General features: G+C 75.4%; 15 protein-coding genes and 1 riboswitch. Of the genes, 5 read left to right on the plus strand and 10 right to left on the minus strand.

Translation table 11 applies throughout. From position 1 onward, the window contains the following. Positions 1-8 precede the first annotated feature (8 nt). From IE109_RS00340 to IE109_RS00370, 7 genes are all read right to left on the minus strand, one after another. Positions 9-677 carry an O-methyltransferase gene (locus IE109_RS00340; RefSeq protein WP_189548352.1) on the minus strand — a complete coding sequence of 223 codons (669 nt, stop codon included), beginning with the start codon at positions 675-677 and terminating at the stop codon, positions 9-11. Between the two features lie 422 nt (positions 678-1,099). After that, complete coding sequence (locus IE109_RS00345) at positions 1,100-1,501, minus strand: aggregation-promoting factor C-terminal-like domain-containing protein (protein ID WP_189548353.1); 402 nt, start codon at positions 1,499-1,501, stop codon at positions 1,100-1,102. A gap of 323 nt (positions 1,502-1,824) precedes the next feature. After that, complete coding sequence (locus tag IE109_RS00350) at positions 1,825-2,643, minus strand: ECF transporter S component (protein WP_308431318.1); 819 nt, start codon at positions 2,641-2,643, stop codon at positions 1,825-1,827. Then, positions 2,640-4,391, minus strand: coding sequence for an ABC transporter ATP-binding protein (locus IE109_RS00355; protein ID WP_189548355.1), 1,752 nt, complete (start codon positions 4,389-4,391; stop codon positions 2,640-2,642). The genes IE109_RS00350 and IE109_RS00355 overlap by 4 nt, the downstream gene beginning before the upstream one ends. Continuing rightward, the gene (locus tag IE109_RS00360) at positions 4,388-5,473 is read right to left on the minus strand and encodes an energy-coupling factor transporter transmembrane protein EcfT (RefSeq protein ID WP_189548356.1); all 1,086 of its coding nucleotides are present in this window, start codon (positions 5,471-5,473) and stop codon (positions 4,388-4,390) included. The genes IE109_RS00355 and IE109_RS00360 overlap by 4 nt, the downstream gene beginning before the upstream one ends. Then, positions 5,470-6,144 (minus strand): SCO2322 family protein, encoded by a 675-nt coding sequence (locus tag IE109_RS00365; RefSeq protein WP_189548357.1) that lies wholly within the window; start codon positions 6,142-6,144, stop codon positions 5,470-5,472. Before IE109_RS00365 ends, IE109_RS00360 begins: the two co-directional genes overlap by 4 nt. Further along, positions 6,141-7,421, minus strand: coding sequence for an SCO2321 family membrane protein (locus tag IE109_RS00370; protein ID WP_189548358.1), 1,281 nt, complete (start codon positions 7,419-7,421; stop codon positions 6,141-6,143). Before IE109_RS00370 ends, IE109_RS00365 begins: the two co-directional genes overlap by 4 nt. A gap of 133 nt (positions 7,422-7,554) precedes the next feature. Further along, positions 7,555-7,626, minus strand: a riboswitch (cobalamin riboswitch). A 455-nt stretch (positions 7,627-8,081) separates the two neighbouring features. Between IE109_RS00370 and IE109_RS00375 the strand changes: the two genes are divergently transcribed. After that, positions 8,082-8,660 carry a hypothetical protein gene (locus IE109_RS00375; protein WP_229890400.1) on the plus strand — a complete coding sequence of 193 codons (579 nt, stop codon included), beginning with the start codon at positions 8,082-8,084 and terminating at the stop codon, positions 8,658-8,660. A gap of 18 nt (positions 8,661-8,678) precedes the next feature. Here IE109_RS00375 and IE109_RS00380 read toward each other — a convergent pair whose 3' ends face one another. Beyond that, positions 8,679-9,347: a TetR family transcriptional regulator gene (locus IE109_RS00380; protein WP_189548359.1), complete on the minus strand. Its 669-nt coding sequence runs from the start codon at positions 9,345-9,347 to the stop codon at positions 8,679-8,681. Between the two features lie 217 nt (positions 9,348-9,564). On the opposite strand from IE109_RS00380, the gene IE109_RS00385 reads away from it, so the two are divergent. The 4 genes from IE109_RS00385 (at position 9,565) to IE109_RS00400 (ending at position 13,486) form a co-directional block, all read left to right on the plus strand. Further along, entirely contained in the window at positions 9,565-10,869 is a 1,305-nt protein-coding gene (locus tag IE109_RS00385; protein WP_189548360.1) for a glycosyltransferase family 4 protein, read from the plus strand. Positions 10,870-10,924: 55 nt separating this feature from the next. After that, positions 10,925-11,659, plus strand: coding sequence for a class I SAM-dependent methyltransferase (locus IE109_RS00390; protein WP_189548361.1), 735 nt, complete (start codon positions 10,925-10,927; stop codon positions 11,657-11,659). After that, entirely contained in the window at positions 11,656-12,735 is a 1,080-nt protein-coding gene (locus tag IE109_RS00395) for a prenyltransferase/squalene oxidase repeat-containing protein (protein WP_189548362.1), read from the plus strand. Before IE109_RS00390 ends, IE109_RS00395 begins: the two co-directional genes overlap by 4 nt. A 154-nt stretch (positions 12,736-12,889) precedes the next feature. Then, a complete protein-coding gene (locus IE109_RS00400; protein WP_373297593.1) occupies positions 12,890-13,486 on the plus strand; it encodes an AMIN-like domain-containing (lipo)protein in 597 nt (198 codons plus the stop codon). Positions 13,487-13,603: 117 nt separating this feature from the next. On the opposite strand, the gene IE109_RS00405 is transcribed toward IE109_RS00400, so the two are convergent. Next, entirely contained in the window at positions 13,604-13,897 is a 294-nt protein-coding gene (locus tag IE109_RS00405; RefSeq protein WP_189548363.1) for a hypothetical protein, read from the minus strand. Positions 13,898-14,059: 162 nt separating this feature from the next. Beyond that, a complete protein-coding gene (locus tag IE109_RS00410) occupies positions 14,060-14,926 on the minus strand; it encodes a single stranded DNA-binding domain-containing protein (RefSeq protein WP_189548364.1) in 867 nt (288 codons plus the stop codon). Positions 14,927-15,045: the final 119 nt, after the last annotated feature.

Genomic DNA, 15,045 nt, shown 5'->3' on the forward strand with positions numbered 1-15,045 from the left:
GCGGCCGCTCAGGCCGCGACGCGGGCCAGCAGCATGCCGTCGTACCCCTTGCCGCCGACCGTCTGGAGCGCCGTCGCGTCCAGCCGGGGGTCGCGCGCGACCAGGTCGAACAGCTCGCGCGTCGCGATCACCGCCGGGTCCCGGGAGGACTCGTCGGTGATCGCGCCGCCGCGCACCACGTTGTCGACGACCACCAGGCTGCCCGGCCGGGTGAGCCGCAGCGCCCATTCCGCGTAGCGCGGGTTGTTGGGCTTGTCGGCGTCGATGAAGACCAGGTCGAAGGGGCCCGCGCCCTCGTCGGCCAGGCGCGGCAGCGTGTCCAGGGCCGCGCCCGTCCGTACCTCGGCGACCTTGTCCAGCCCCGCCCGCGCGAGGTTCGCGCGGGCGACGTCCGCGTGCTCCGGGGCGTACTCCAGGGAGATCAGCCGGCCGTCCTCCGGGAGCGCGCGGGCCAGCCACATGGTGCTGTAGCCGCCGAGGGTACCGATCTCCAGGATCGTGCGGGCGCCCTGGAGGCGGGCCAGCAGGTGCAGGAACTTGCCCTGGGGCGGCGTCACGCCGATCGCCGGCAGGCCGGCCGCGTCGCTGTCGGCGAGCGCGGCGGTCAGGGCCTCGTCGGCGGGCGCCAGCATGTCGGTGAGGTAGTCGTCCACGGCGGACCAGCGTTCTTGGCTCATGCAGCCGAACGTACGTCACGCCGCCGCCCGCCGGGCCGACTCGTGCGTTCGTGTCACTCCCGCCCGGCGAGGGCGGCGACGTGGGCCGGCACCGGCAGGCCGGCGGGCAGCAGCGGGCCGGGCCCGGGGGCGCCGAGGACAGGGCGGCAGGGCACGACCGGGCCCCCGGGCGCAGTCCCGCTGCCCCGGCGCGCACCGCTCTGTCAGGACACGCGGCCCGTGCAGCGGTTCCTCGCGCCCGGTGACGGGGCGCGAGGACGTCCACGTCCCCCCTCGCTCCGTGCTGTCGCGCTCACCGTCCCGGGGGCGGCGGACGGTCCTGGAGGCGGTCGCAGGACGCGGCCGGGACGCGGGAAGGCCCCGGTGAACGTCGTTCACCGGGGCCTCGCGCCGTCGGGCCGGGACGGCTCCGTACCAATGGCTCAGTACCAGCCGTTGGACTGCCAGAAGTTCCACGCGCCGCACGGGCTGCCGTAGCGGTCGTTCATGTAGTCCAGGCCCCACTCGATCTGCGTGGCGGGGTTGGTTTTCCAGTCCGAACCGGCCGACGACATCTTGGAGGCCGGCAGGGCCTGCACCAGGCCGTAGGCGCCGGACGAGGCGTTCGTGGCGGACGGGTTCCAGCCGGACTCGTGCTCCACGATCTTGCTGAAGCACTGGTACTGACCCGCCGGGACCATCTTCTTCGCGATGTCCTGCGCGGAGGCGGCCGAGGCCGGAGCGGTGGTGCCCAGCACGGCGCCGGTGGCACTCAGCAGCACCGCGGCGCCGGCGGCGACGGACTTGGGACGGGCGGAGAAACGGCTGACGAGCGAGCGGAACACGTAGCGACCTAACGTCGGGGACTCGGGGAGTCGCGGGCATGCCGGAACCACGCCTTGGGCGGGGGGAAGGTGGCTGCCAGGGGCGCTGCGATGCGAGCAGCGCCCGGCGACATCACCAGAGAAGCAGGGCGGTCCGGCCGCCGCAAGGACCCTTGTTACTACCCGGGGCCGGAGAGGGGGCGGAAGGTCTCCGGTCGCCCGGGAGGCGATCGGCGCACGTCACCACGGGCGGTGCCGGGACCCCTGACCGCCCGTTCCAGGCCACTATGCCCCTTCGTATGTGACGTGTGTCCTGTGGGGCGCCTCACCCCCGCGCGCCCCGTTCACCCCTTCTCGGCGCCTTCGAATGTGACCTGGGCCTCGAAGGCGGCCCGCCGGGTGGCCCGTCGCAGGGCCCTCAGCACCGTCGATCCGATGGTCATCACCAGCACGACCGTGAGCACCGCCCGCCCCAGGTCCCACCCGAGCGAGGTCGCCGCGCAGTACGCCACGAACCGCACCAGGTTCTCCCGCACCGGGTCACCGGCCTGGAACGAGATCCCGCTCCCCAGGCCCTGGAGGGTCACCCAGCCCTGGAGGTTCATCACCGTCCCGTACGCGAACGACGCCAGCGCCCCGTACAGCGCCAGCATCAGCAGCTCGCCCCGGCCCCGCAGCGCCACCGGCCCCGGCAGCAGCCCCGCGCCCATGGTGAACCAGCCCATCGACAGCATCTGGAACGGCATCCACGGTCCCACCCCACCGGTCAGCAGCGCCGACGCGAACATCGTCACCGCCCCCAGGACGAACCCGAACCCCGGGCCCAGCACCCGGCCGCTCAGCACCATGAGGAAGAACATCGGCTCCAGGCCCGCCGTACCCGCGCCCAGCGGACGCAAGGCCGCCCCCACCGCCGCCAGCACTCCCAGCATCGCCACCGCCTTGGCGTCCATGCCGCAGTCGGCGATCGTCGCCACGACCACGGCCACCAGCAGCGGCAGCACCAGGGCCAGCAGCCACGGCGCGTCCTGCGACCGGCCCGCCAGGACGGACGAGCCGTCCGCCAGCAGCGGCCAGCCGAAGGCGACCACCCCGACGGCGCCGATCAGCACCAGCGCGGCCACCGACCGGGGCCCCAGGCGCACCGGGCGGGCGGCGCTCACAGGGCCGCCTCCACCTGCGCGACGGTCAGCCACGGCTGCGGGGCCAGGATCTTCGCCACCTGCGGGGCGAACGCCGGCGAGGAGACGACCACCTCGTGGGTCGGCCCGTCCGCGACGACCTCCCCCTCCGCCAGGACGACCACCCGGTCCGCCAGCTCGGCCGCCAGCTCCACGTCGTGCGTCGCCATGACGATGGCGTGCCCCTCGGCGGCCAGCCTCCCGAGGACGCGGGCCAGCCGGGCCTTCGCCGCGTAGTCCAGCCCCCGCGTCGGCTCGTCGAGCAGCAGCAACGGCGGCCGGCCGGTGAGCACCACCGCCAGGGCCAGCGCCAGCCGCTGCCCCTCCGACAGGTCCCGGGGGTGCGTGTCGCCGGCCACCCCCGGCAGCAGCTCCGACACCAGCGCCCGGCACGCCCCCGGCGCGACGCCCGCGTCGGCGTCGGCCGCCGCGCACTCGGCCGCCACCGTGTCGGCGTACAGCAGGTCGCGCGGCTCCTGCGGGACCAGCCCGACGTGCCGGACCAGTTCACGCGGCGCCGTCCGGTGCGGCGCCCGGCCGCCCACCAGGACGCTGCCCGACGCCGGCTCGACCAGCCCCACCAGCGCGCCGAGCAGGGTCGACTTGCCGGCCCCGTTGCGCCCCATGAGGGCCACGGTCTCCCCGGCGCGGACGCCGATGCCCACGTCCCGCAGCGCCTCGACCCTGCCGCGCCGCACCGACAGCGCGCGCGTCCCCGCCACCGTCCGTCCGGCTCCCCCGGCGCCGGCGGCGGGCGGGGGCTCCGGGGCCGGCGGGGCGGTGCCGCCGCGCACCAGCCGGCCCAGCACCGCCCGCACCCCGGACGGTGCCACCGGCGCGCGGCCCGCGGCGGCCGGCCCGCCGCCCGCAGCGACGGCCGCCCCGCTCCCCGGGGACGCGGCGGCCGGCGAGAGCCCCGCCAGCCGGTCCCGCAGCCCGCCCGCGCGGCGCCGGGCGTCACGTACCGTCAGCGGCAGCGGGTCCCAGCCCGCCAGCCGGCCCAGGGCCACCACCGGCGGGTGCACCGGCGACACCGCCATCACCTCGGCGGGCGGACCGGCGACCACCGGGGCACCGGGCGCCGGCAGGAGGACCACCCGGTCGGCGTACTGCACCACCCGCTCCAGGCGGTGCTCGGCCATCAGGACCGTGGTGCCCAAATCGTGGACCAGCCGCTGGAGGACCGCGAGAACCTCCTCCGCCGCCGCCGGATCGAGGGCCGACGTCGGCTCGTCCAGCACCAGCACCTTCGGGTGCGGGGTCAGGACCGACCCGATCGCCACCCGCTGTCGCTGACCGCCCGACAGCGTCGCGATCGGCCGGTCGCGCAAGGGGGCGAGGCCCAGCAGGTCCAGGGTCTCCTCCACCCGGCGCCGCATCACCGCGGGCGCCAGCCCCAGCGACTCCATCCCGTACGCCAACTCGTCCTCCACCGTGTCCGTGACGAAGTGCGCGAGCGGGTCCTGCCCCACGGTGCCCACCACGTCCGCCAGTTCACGCGGCCGGTGGGCGCGGGTGTCGCGGCCGTCGACGGTGACCCGGCCGCGCAGGGTGCCGCCCGTGAAGTGCGGGACCAGGCCCGACACCGCGCCCAGCAGCGTCGACTTGCCCACCCCGGACGGGCCCACCAGCAGTACCAGCTCACCCTCCGGGACGGTGAGGTCGACACCGTCCAGCGTGGGCGCGGCGGCATCGGCGTAGGTCACCGTCACGTTCTCGAACCGGATCACACGGACTCCTTCGGCAGCGGGGCCACGAAAGCGGGCAGCAGGCCCACGAGGACGGAGAGCGCCGGCCACAGCGGCAGCCCGGGCGCGACGAGCGGAACGACGCCCGGGTGCAGCGCCACCGGGTCGGTGCCGGCCACCAGGGCCGCCACCACCGCGCCCGACCCCGCCACCAGCCACGACCGCGCGCCCCACCGGTCGGGCCGGTAGCGGGTGCGCACCGAACGGCGGCCGCCCAGCCGCAGCCCCGCCGCCGCCATGACCACCCCCGCCGCGACGAACGGCACCGCGTACGAGGCCCCCGACGCCGACAGCAGGCCGTACGCGCCGACGCACACCGCGAGCAGGCCGCCCAGCGCCAGGACGGTCGTGGCGTGCCGCACGGCCGGCGGCACCGGCACGGTACGGCCGTACCCCCGCGCGTCCATCGACGCGGCGACCGCCACCGACCGCTCCAGCGCGCCCTCCAGCACCGGCAGCCCCACCTGGAGCACCGCCTTCACCCCGCCCGCCGGCCGTCCGCGCAGCCGCCGGGCGGCCCGCAGCCGTCCCACGTCGGCCACCATGTTCGGCGCGAACGTCATCGCCACGACCACGGCGACCCCCACCTCGTACAGCGCGCCCGGCAGCGACTTCAGCAGCCGTGCCGGGTTCGCGAGCGCGTTGGCGGCGCCCACGCAGATCAGCAGCGCGGCCAGCTTCGCCCCGTCGTACAGCGCGAACACCAGTTGCTCGGCGGTCACCCGGCCGCCGATCCGCACGCCCCGGGCCCAGTCCGGCAGCGGCACCTCGGGCAGCGTGAACAGCGGGTGCGTACCGGGGACGGGGGAGCCGAGGACCACGGAGAACACCAGCCGCACCACCAGGACCGCCAGGCCCAGCTTCACGAACGCCCCGTACGAGCGGGCCCACGGCGCGTCGGTACGGCGGGCCGCCACCACGTACCCCGCCACCCCGACCAGCAGGCCCAGCAGCAGGGGGTTCGTCGTACGGGAGGCGGCGGCGGCCAGGCCCAGGGCCCACAGCCACCAGGCGCCCGCGTGCACGGCGTTGGAGCGGTTCGCCCCCGGGGCGCGGAGGCTCATCGGCGCCGTCGGCGGGCCTGCCACACCCCGGCGGCGCCCAGGACGGCGACGGCGGCCACCCCGGCGGCCACCCCGACGGACGGCCCGGGTCCGAGGTCCGTCACCGGGCGGGCCGCGGGCGACGGGGACGCCGGACCGGCCGGGCTCGGCCCGCCGGGGGTCGTCGCCACCTGCTCCCCGCACCCGGTCCTCGGGTAGCCCGCGATCGCGCACAGCAGCGCCCGGTCGTCGTACCGCAGCGGCTTCGCCACCGCCGCGAGCGCCTCCGCGGCGGTCGCGTCGGCCCGCACCCGCGCGCACGCCGCGCGCGGCGCGGGTGGCCGCGCGTCGTGCGCGGGCGCGTCCGCCGCCGTGCCGAAGTCGATGACGACGGCGACCCGTTTGGCGCCGTCCCCGGCGGACGTCGTCCCGCAGACCGCCTCGAAGTCCGGCGCCCGGCGGGGCCGGGCGGCGTCCCGCGAGTCCGCGCTCACCGCGAACCGGTAGCCGTTGACGTCGCCGTCGGCGGGCCGGGCCGTGCCCGGGCCCTGCGTGGCGTACGTCCATCCGCCTTCCGGGCCGCCCTCCCAGAACGACCAGTAGCGGTAGCCGGCCGCATCGGCCGTCCCGGGAAGGCCGAGCAGCACGGCGCAGACCGCGAGGAGCAGGGCCGGGAACCTGGCGCGGGTCACAGCTGCCGGTTCCGCTTGCGGCCGCTGAGCAGGAAGCCGATGCCCATGCCGGCCACCAGGAAAACGCCGACGACCAGCCAGACGTCGAAGCCGGGCTCCTCCTCGGTCTCCTGCTGCTCCGGCTTCTCCTCCAGCGGGACCGACCGTGGCGCCGGGCCGGTCGCGTTCAGCCCCCGCACGAGGTCGACGCCCCCGAAGTCGCGGGCGTCCTCGCCCACCGTGTGGGCGGCGAGGACCAACTGGGCCCAGGCCGCCGGGCCGTTCGCCCGCGCCCAGGCGGCGGAGTTCTTCTTCAGCCATGCCACGGCGCCCGCCGCCTTGCCGCCGTGCCCGGCCGCGCCGAGGGCGATGACCGCGTCGGCGGTGTTGCCCACGTCGGGCCGGGGGGCCGTCGACGCGGCGCCCGGCATGGGCGGCAGGTCGAGGTGGCCGCTGCCGGCGAGGGCGCCGGCCAGCCAGGCGGCACCGTTGCGGGCCGCCCGCTCGGCGGTCGGCCTCGCCGGGGTCGCGCAGGTCGGCTTCTGCTCCGGTTCCACGCCCCGCGTCCGGATGTCCTTGCCGAGCCCGGCGAGGACGGCGGCGGCGGTGGCGTCGGCGTTCGCGACGAGCGCGCCGGTCTTCGCGTCGGGCTGGTAGGCGAAGGCGCCCCCGCCCTTCCCCGCGTCACAGGGGAGCGCGAAGCCGAGCAGCGCGTCGTAGGGGGTCCGGCCACCGCTGGAGGTGATGCCGCCGGGCCGGTGGCCGATGGCGGCGAGCGCGCTGACGACGACCGACGTGGAGTTGGCGTCACTGGGCGCGCCGGGGTTGTAGCCCCAGCCGCCGTCCTTGTTCTGGACGCCCTTCAGCCAGGCGGCGCCCGCGCCGATGGCCTTGCTGACCGGGTCGGTGCCGGGCTCGGCCGCCTCGGGCCGGTCGACTCCGGACAGGGCCTGCACGGCGACGGCGGTGGCGTTGGTGTCCAGCGGCGTCCTCGGGTCGCAGGTCTTCGCCGGGTCGGGGCGGTAGGAGGCGAAGCCGCCGCTGTCGCACTGCTGGTCCAGCAGCCAGTCCACGGCCGTGCGGTTCGGCTCGACGCCGGCCACCTGCTGGGCCATGAAGGCCAGCGACTGCCGCCAGACACCGTCGTACGTGGGGTCCCCCGTGCCGTACAGGCCGGCCGGGAGCGTGGGGGAGGGGGCCGGCGACGGCGCCGCGTGAGCGGTCGGGACACCGCCGGACAGCAGGACGGCGGCCGCGGCGAGCGCGGCGGCGCCGTGGCGGACACGAACGGTGATCATGGCTTTGGTGGCCTCTCCTGCGGAAGCCGGGCACCGGCACGCGAAGGGCACCAGGCTCCGGCTCCGTATTCCTCGACGGTGCCGGTCACCGGGTGGTGGTCCCGATGACACGAGCCGAACACGTGCGCGTACGGGGCATTCCGGCTCACCGCCGAAGGCGGTCTCACGGCTGCGTGGTCAGCGCCGGATTCGCACCGGCTTCCCCCCGTACGGGCATGATGACGACGCGTTCACTCTACCGGCGGGTCAGGACGGCCCCCACGCGACGTACGTCACCGGCCCGCAGCCCTGGCACCGGCCCGGCGGGGCGACGCGGCGCGCGGCACGGTGACGGACGACGGCGCGGCCCGACGCGGCACGGCGGGTGGGTCCGGCGCGCCTGACGGGGCGCACGGCCGGGCAACGACCACGGCGGGGTGACCGGACACGGCCGGGTGGGGGACGGCGGCCGGGTGACGTGCGGTGCCCCGCGCCGGAGGTCCGTCCCCGGCCGGCCGGTGGCGGGGCACCCGCTTCCGGCCGCCCGCGCCCGGTCCGGCGGAGCGCGGCGCGGCGGCGCGCGGGGCCTGTCCTTGCACGGGCCGGCCCGCCCCCTCGTGCGAAGCTTCCCTCCTGGTCAGGCGGGCACGGGGCCCGCGTGCACGCAGGATGGGGATATTCGTGCGCAAGGCGATGGGGCTGTCCCCGGCTCCGGCGACGCCGGGAGCCTGGACGAGGGCGGCTGCGGCCGCCGGTGTGGTGCTGCTGGTCGCGGGCTGCGGCGGTGGTTCCGGCGAGGGGACGGGGAACCACGCGCCCCCGCCCGGCGCCACGGCCCCGGCGGGCACGGGTGCCGGGGCGGAGGCCGGAGGCGGCCTGGACGCCGCCGGGGTGACCCGGGAGATCGCGGACGCGGCCACGGCGGCGGGCTTCAGCGAGAAGCCGTCCGACGGGGACGTGCCCCCGGCGCTCAAGCCCTGCATGGTCTCCTGGCAGGTCGACGACGAGAAGGTCGCCGACTCCGAGAAGTCCTACGACGCCACGCTCGCGGGACTCGTCAAGGGCGGCTGGAAGCAGAAGCAGAAGTCCGACCACACGGGCTCGGTCATCACGTCGCTGGACAAGGGCGACTGGACGGTGAAGGCGAGCCACCACCGCCAGGGCGGCTTCCTCATGGTCTCGTTCATCGCCACCGAGAGCGGACCGGAGTGCGAGAAGCTCTTCGGGGAAGACCTGGAGAAGAACAAGAACGCGCGGTGACGACCCCCGCAGGCCCGGTCACCCCGGCCCGGCGGCCCCGCCCCCCGCAGGCGCCCCGCCCCCGGCTCGGGCGCCGCCCCCGGACGTGTCCCGCGCCGGCAGGTCGATCAGCCGGCACACCGTCTCGATGTCGGTCCGCACCTGGGCGATCGACGCCCGGCCCGACAGCCAGGTGATCAGCGCCGAGTGCCAGGTGTGCTCGATCACCCGCACCGCCGAGAGCTGCTGCGGCGTCGGGTGCTCCAGACCCGTCGCGTCCAGGATGATCGCCGTCGTCCGCCGCGAGACGGTGTCCACCTCCCCGCTCACGCTCCGGTCGGCGAACGTCAGCGCCCGCACCATCGCGTCCGCGAGGTGCGGTTCGCGCTGCAGGGCGCGGAAGGCCCGCATCAGCGTCTCGGCGACCCGCTCCGAGGCGGTGTCCCCGGCCGGGGGCCGCTTCCGCAGCGTCGTGTGCAAGTGTTCCAGCTGGTCCCGCATGGTCGCGACCAGCAGGTGGATCTTGGACGGGAAGTACCGGTACAGCGTGCCCAGCGCGACCCCCGCCGCCTCGGCCACCTCACGCATCTGGACCGCGTCGAAGCCGCCCCGGCCGGCCAGTTCGGCGGTGGCGTGCAGGATGCGGCGGCGGCGCGCCTCCTGGCGCTCGGTGAGCGGCGGCGAGGCCGGTCTGAGTTCCGCTGTCATGTGTCCCGTTCCGTCGTTCCGTCCCCCGGCGTACGGACGTGCGTACGGGCCGGTACCGCCGGGCGGCCGTCGTGGCGTGAATCACCTGGACCGGCCCTCACAGCGGCACTACCTGCCGGTAGATTCGGAGCTCCTTGAACCATCAAGTCTGAAACTTGTTCTAGATTAGCGCGACCGGTTACGCTCCGGCGAAACGCAAGGCAGAAGGGGGCCGCGAGTGACCGCTGAGGCCATAGAGGCAGGCCCCCGCGGCGGTGGCACCGGGGGCGGCGACGTCCCGCTGCGCATCGCGCTCCTCACGTACAAGGGCAACCCGTTCTGCGGCGGCCAGGGCGTCTACGTCCGCCACCTCTCGCGCGAACTGGCCCGCCTCGGGCACAGCGTCGAGGTGATCGGCTCCCAGCCCTACCCCGTGCTCGACGAGGGCGTGCCGCTCACCGAGCTGGCCAGCCTCGACCTGTACCGGCAGCCCGACCCCTTCCGCACCCCGAAGCGCGACGAGTACCGCGACTGGATCGACGCCCTCGAAGTGGCCACCATGTGGACCGGCGGCTTCCCCGAACCGCTCACCTTCTCGCTGCGCGCCCGGCGCCACCTGGCGGCCCGCCGCGGCGACTTCGACGTCGTCCACGACAACCAGACCCTCGGCTACGGCCTCCTCGGCGACATCGGCGCCCCGCTCGTCACCACCGTCCACCACCCCATCACGGTGGACCGGCAGCTGGAGCTGGACGCCGCCGGCGACTGGAAGCGCCGCGCCTCCGTCCGCCGCTGGTACGCCTTCACCCGCATGCAGAAGCGGGTCGCCCGCCGCCTGCCGTCCGTGCTCACCGTCTCCGGCACCTCCCGCGACGAGATCGTCGAGCACCTCGGCGTACGCCGGGACCGCATCCGGGTCGTCCACATCGGCGCCGACACCGACCTGTGGTCGCCCGACCCCGCCGTCCCCGAGGTACCCGGCCGGATCGTCACCACCTCCAGCGCCGACGTCCCCCTCAAGGGCCTCGTCCACCTCGTCGAGGCGCTCGCCAAGCTGCGCACCGAGCACCCCGACGCCCACCTCGTCGTCGTCGGCAGGCGCGCCGAGGACGGGCCGGTCGCCCAGGCCATCGAGCGGTACGGGCTCGACGGCGCCGTCCGCTTCGTCAAGGGCGTCACCGACGCGGAGCTCGTGGACCTCTACCGGAGCGCCCAGGTGGCGTGCGTGCCCTCGCTCTACGAGGGGTTCTCGCTGCCGGCCGCCGAGGCGATGGCCACCGGCACGCCCCTGGTCGCCACCACCGGCGGCGCCATCCCCGAGGTCGCCGGCCCCGACGGCGAGACCTGCCTGGCCGTCCCGCCCGGCGACGCGGGCGCCCTCGCGACCGGTCTCGGCCGGCTGCTCGGCGACGCCGGACTGCGCGCCCGGCTCGGCGCGGCGGGCCGCGCCCGGGTGCTGGACAGGTTCACCTGGGCCCGCGCCGCCCAGGGCACGGCCGAGCTGTACCGCGAGGCGATCGCGGCCCGCGGAGCCCGCAGATGACCTCGCAGTCCCCCCGCACCTCCTCCCCCCTCTTCCGTGAAAGCAGGCCGTCCCCGTGCTGACCGTCGACTTCACCCGCTTCCCGCTCGCCCCCGGCGACCGCGTCCTCGACCTGGGCTGCGGCGCGGGGCGGCACGCCTTCGAGTGCTACCGGCGCGGAGCGCGGGTCGTCGCCCTCGACCGGAACGCCGAGGAGATCCGCGAGGTCGCCACCTGGTTCGCCGCCATGAAGGAGGCCGGGGAGGCACCCGCCGGGGCGACGGCCACCGCCATGGAGGGCGACGCGCTCAACCTGCCCTTCCCCGACGAGTCGTTCGACGTCGTGATCATCTCCGAGGTGATGGAGCACATCCCGGACGACAAGGGCGTCCTCGCCGAGATGGTCCGCGTCCTCAAGCCGGGCGGCCGCATCGCCGTCACCGTCCCCCGCTACGGCCCCGAGAAGGTCTGCTGGGCGCTCTCCGACGCGTACCACGAGGTCGAGGGCGGCCACATCCGCATCTACAAGGCCGACGAACTCCTCGCCAGGATCCGCGAGGCCGGGCTCCGGCCGTACGGCACCCACCACGCCCACGCGCTGCACTCGCCGTACTGGTGGCTGAAGTGCGCCTTCGGTGTCGACAACGACAAGGCCCTGCCGGTGCGGGCGTACCACAAGCTCCTGGTCTGGGACATCATGAAGAAGCCGCTCGCCACCCGCCTCGCCGAGCAGGCGCTCAACCCCGTCATGGGCAAGAGCTTCGTGGCGTACGCGACCAAGCCGCACCTGCCCGCGACGGACGCCAAGTGACCTCCCCCGAACACACCGAACACCTCGTCCTGCCCGGCGTCCTCACCGCCGAGCAGGCCGCCGAGACCGTCGCCGGCATCCTCGCCGTCCAGCGCGAGGACGGCGCCATCCCCTGGTTCCGCGGCCACCACCTGGACCCGTGGGACCACACCGAGGCCGCCATGGCCCTGGACACGGCCGGCGAGCACGACGCCGCCGCCCGCGCCTACGAGTGGCTCGCCCGCCACCAGAACCAGGACGGCTCCTGGTACGCCGCCTACCACGACGGCGACCCCACCCAGGTCACCGACCACGGCCGGGAGACCAACTTCTGCGCCTACGTGGCGGTCGGTGTCTGGCACCACTACCTCGCCACCGGCGACGACACCTTCCTCGACCGGATGTGGCCCGTCGTCTACGCCGCCGTCGAGTTCGTGCTCCGCCTCCAGCAGCCCGGCGGGCAGATCGGCTGGAAGCGCGAGCCCGACGGCACCCCCGTCACCGACGCGCTGCTCACCGGCTCCTCGTCCGTCCACCAGGCCCTGCGCTGCGCCCTGGCGATCGCCGAGGAACGCGAGGAGCCCCAGCCCGACTGGGAGCTGGCCGTCGGGGCGCTCGCCCACGCCATCCGCCACCATCCGGAGCGGTTCCTCGACAAGAACCGCTACTCGATGGACTGGTACTACCCCGTCCTCGGCGGCGCCGTCACCGGCGCGGCGGCCAAGGAGCGGATCGAGAGCGGCTGGGACGACTTCGTGGTCCCCGGCCTCGGCGTCCGCTGCGTCCTGCCCAACCCCTGGGTCACCGGCGGCGAGAGCTGCGAACTGGCCCTGACCCTCTGGGCGATGGGCGAGTCCGACCGGGCCCTGCGGATCCTGCAGTCCATCGGCCACCTCCGCGCCCCGGGCGGCCTGTACTGGACGGGTTACGTCTTCGAGGGCAACCGGGCCGTCTGGCCCGAGGAGCTCACCACCTGGACGGCCGGCTCCCTGCTGCTGGCGGTGGCCGCGCTGGGCGGGGACGAGGCGACGACGGCCGTCTTCGGCGGGGAACGCCTCCCGCGGGGCCTGGCCCCCGACTGCTGCCCGGTGGCCTGAACAAGCCACCTGACGCCGCCGCCGGTTCGTCACCCCGGCGCAGGGGTACCCGAGTTCACCGACCGGACGCGGCGGTCCCGGAAGGATCGACCACAACCTTCCGGCCGCCCCGGTCGTCCGATGTGGAACAAGGACCCAGCGTCAAGGGGGAAACATGACACGACGTACGACGACCATGGCGACGCTCCTGCTCACCGGAGCGGGACTCGCCGCGCTGACGGTGCCGGCCCAGGCCGCGCAGGCCGGGACGGCGCCCGCCGCGGCCCCTCGGGCCGCCGCCTGCCCCACCGGCTGGGGCAGCGCGCTGAAGACCGGCGCCGGCGCGGCGACCGCGTCGCTGACCGACATCAGGACCGGCCGCCACGACTGCTTCGACCGCATGGTCTTCCATGTCCCCGGTCTCGGCACCCAGAAGGCCGGTTACCGGATCCGGTACGTCGACCGGCTGTTCCAGGACGGCTCCGGGCACCACGTCCCGGTCGCCGGCGGCGCCGTCCTGGAGATCCGCCTGGCCGCGCCCGGGTACGACCCCGAGACCGGCCGCGCCACCTACGCCGGAAAGGTGTCCCAGCCGCTGCCCGGCGTGAACATCACCGGCTACCGCACGTTCCGGGACACCCGGTTCGTCGGCAGCTTCGAGGGCGACACCCAGGTCGGCCTCGGCGTCCGCGCCCGGCTGCCCTTCCGCGTCCTGCACCTGCCCGACCGTCTCGTGGTCGACGTCGCCCACACCTGGGGCGCCGGCCGCTGAGTCCCGGCCCACCGGCTGGCACGCGGTGCCCGGACACCGGGTACCGCATGGCGCCTAGGGTCTGTCTTTCGGATCAGGCCAGACCCCGCGAGCCCGGCATGATCCGAAAGACAGGCCCTAGTACCGGCGGAGGCGGCCGGCCAGGGCGTGGCCGAGGAACAGGTACACCAGGGCGGCGAGCCCGTACCCGGCCACCACGCGCAGCCAGGCCGCGTCGAAGGTGAACAGGTCGTGGGACCACCCGGCGAGCCAGCGGGCCGTGTCCTGGACGAATTGCACCAGGTCGTTGGCCCGGTTGGCGTCGAACAGGTACATCAGGATCCAGAGGCCGATGATGGCGGCCATGACATCGGCGATGACCGCGATCGCGGTCGCCGCCTGCGCGCTTCCGTTCCGATGACGGGGAGACATGCGCTACTGGTTGCCGCTCGCCCGCGCCCGAAACCCGCGCCGCCGGCGGCGCGTTGAGGCGGAGCGCCCGCCCGGCGGCGCGGCGCCACCCGGACGGACGGCCTCACGGCGACGGCCCCCCGCCCGGCAGGGCGAGGGGCCGCGTACGGGACCGGACGCGGGCTAGCCGCGCTGGATGCCCGTCGTGTCCTGCAGCACGCCGCGGCGGCCGTCCTGCGTCTGCGCCACCAGGCCCTGGCCGCGCTGCTCGACCGCCAGGTACCAGGTACCGGGCGCCAGCTCCGCGATCGGGCTCGGGGAGCCGTCCTCCGCGTACAGCGGACGGGCCACCGGCACGGCGAACCAGAACGGCGAGAAGTCCGCGGCGGGCGCGGACTGCTGGGCCTGGCCGCCCTGCGACGGCTGCCCCTGCGGCTGGGCCTGGGGGCCCGGCTGCCCGGCCTGCGACGACTGCGGCTGGCCCGGCTGACCGGCCTGGGCGCCCGGGTAGCCGTAACCGCCCTCCGGCTGACCGCCGTACGGCGGCTGCTGGGCGCCGGGGTAGCCGTAGCCGCCCTGCGGCTGACCGCCGTACGGCTGCGGCTGCTGCGGACGCGGCGCGCCCATCAGCGGGGCGCGCAGCGCCGGCACGAGCGGTGCGGCGACCGCTGCGCCGGCCAGCACGATCGTGGCCAGCAGGCCCAGGATCATGCCGGCGCCGGCGTCGGCGTCCATGTCGACGATGGTCCAGAACGCGGTCCACAGCGCGAAGATGCAGAAGGCCACACCGAACTGGCCCAGGTCGATCCCCGCGACCTTGCGGCCGGGCATCCCGCGCCCGACCACGATCAGCGCCGCCCCGATGACACCGGAGAGGAACATGCTCATGAGGAGGCCCAGGCTGTCCCAGGCGTTGCTCTTCTCGAAACCGGAGCAGTCGACCCCCGTGGGGCAGTCGAAACTGGTGAGGCCGAGGAACGAGGCGATGAACAGCACCACCGCTGCTCCGATCACCACGCCATCGCCTCGAGTGAGGGAGCGGATGTTCACGTGTAAGAGTCCTTCGTCGGTTCGTCTCGTCGGGGTGGCGCGGTGCACGGGGGTGGCCGGCCCCATCGTACGGATGCGGTACGGATTCGGACCCGGGCTGACCCCGGACCCCCGGCAGG

The organism is Streptomyces lavendofoliae, assembly GCF_014649735.1.
Taxonomy (GTDB): Bacteria; Actinomycetota; Actinomycetes; order Streptomycetales; family Streptomycetaceae; genus Streptomyces; species Streptomyces lavendofoliae.

Excerpts from the sequence above, each read along its gene's own strand:
- IE109_RS00405 (WP_189548363.1), bottom strand. The coding sequence starts at position 13,897 with ATGTCTCCCCGTCATCGGAACGGAAGCGCGCAGGCGGCGACCGCGATC.
- IE109_RS00370 (WP_189548358.1), bottom strand. The coding sequence starts at position 7,421 with ATGATCACCGTTCGTGTCCGCCACGGCGCCGCCGCGCTCGCCGCGGCC.
- IE109_RS00380 (WP_189548359.1), bottom strand. The coding sequence starts at position 9,347 with ATGACAGCGGAACTCAGACCGGCCTCGCCGCCGCTCACCGAGCGCCAG.
- IE109_RS00360 (WP_189548356.1), bottom strand. The coding sequence starts at position 5,473 with ATGAGCCTCCGCGCCCCGGGGGCGAACCGCTCCAACGCCGTGCACGCG.
- IE109_RS00400 (WP_373297593.1), top strand. The coding sequence starts at position 12,890 with ATGACACGACGTACGACGACCATGGCGACGCTCCTGCTCACCGGAGCG.
- IE109_RS00340 (WP_189548352.1), bottom strand. The coding sequence starts at position 677 with ATGAGCCAAGAACGCTGGTCCGCCGTGGACGACTACCTCACCGACATG.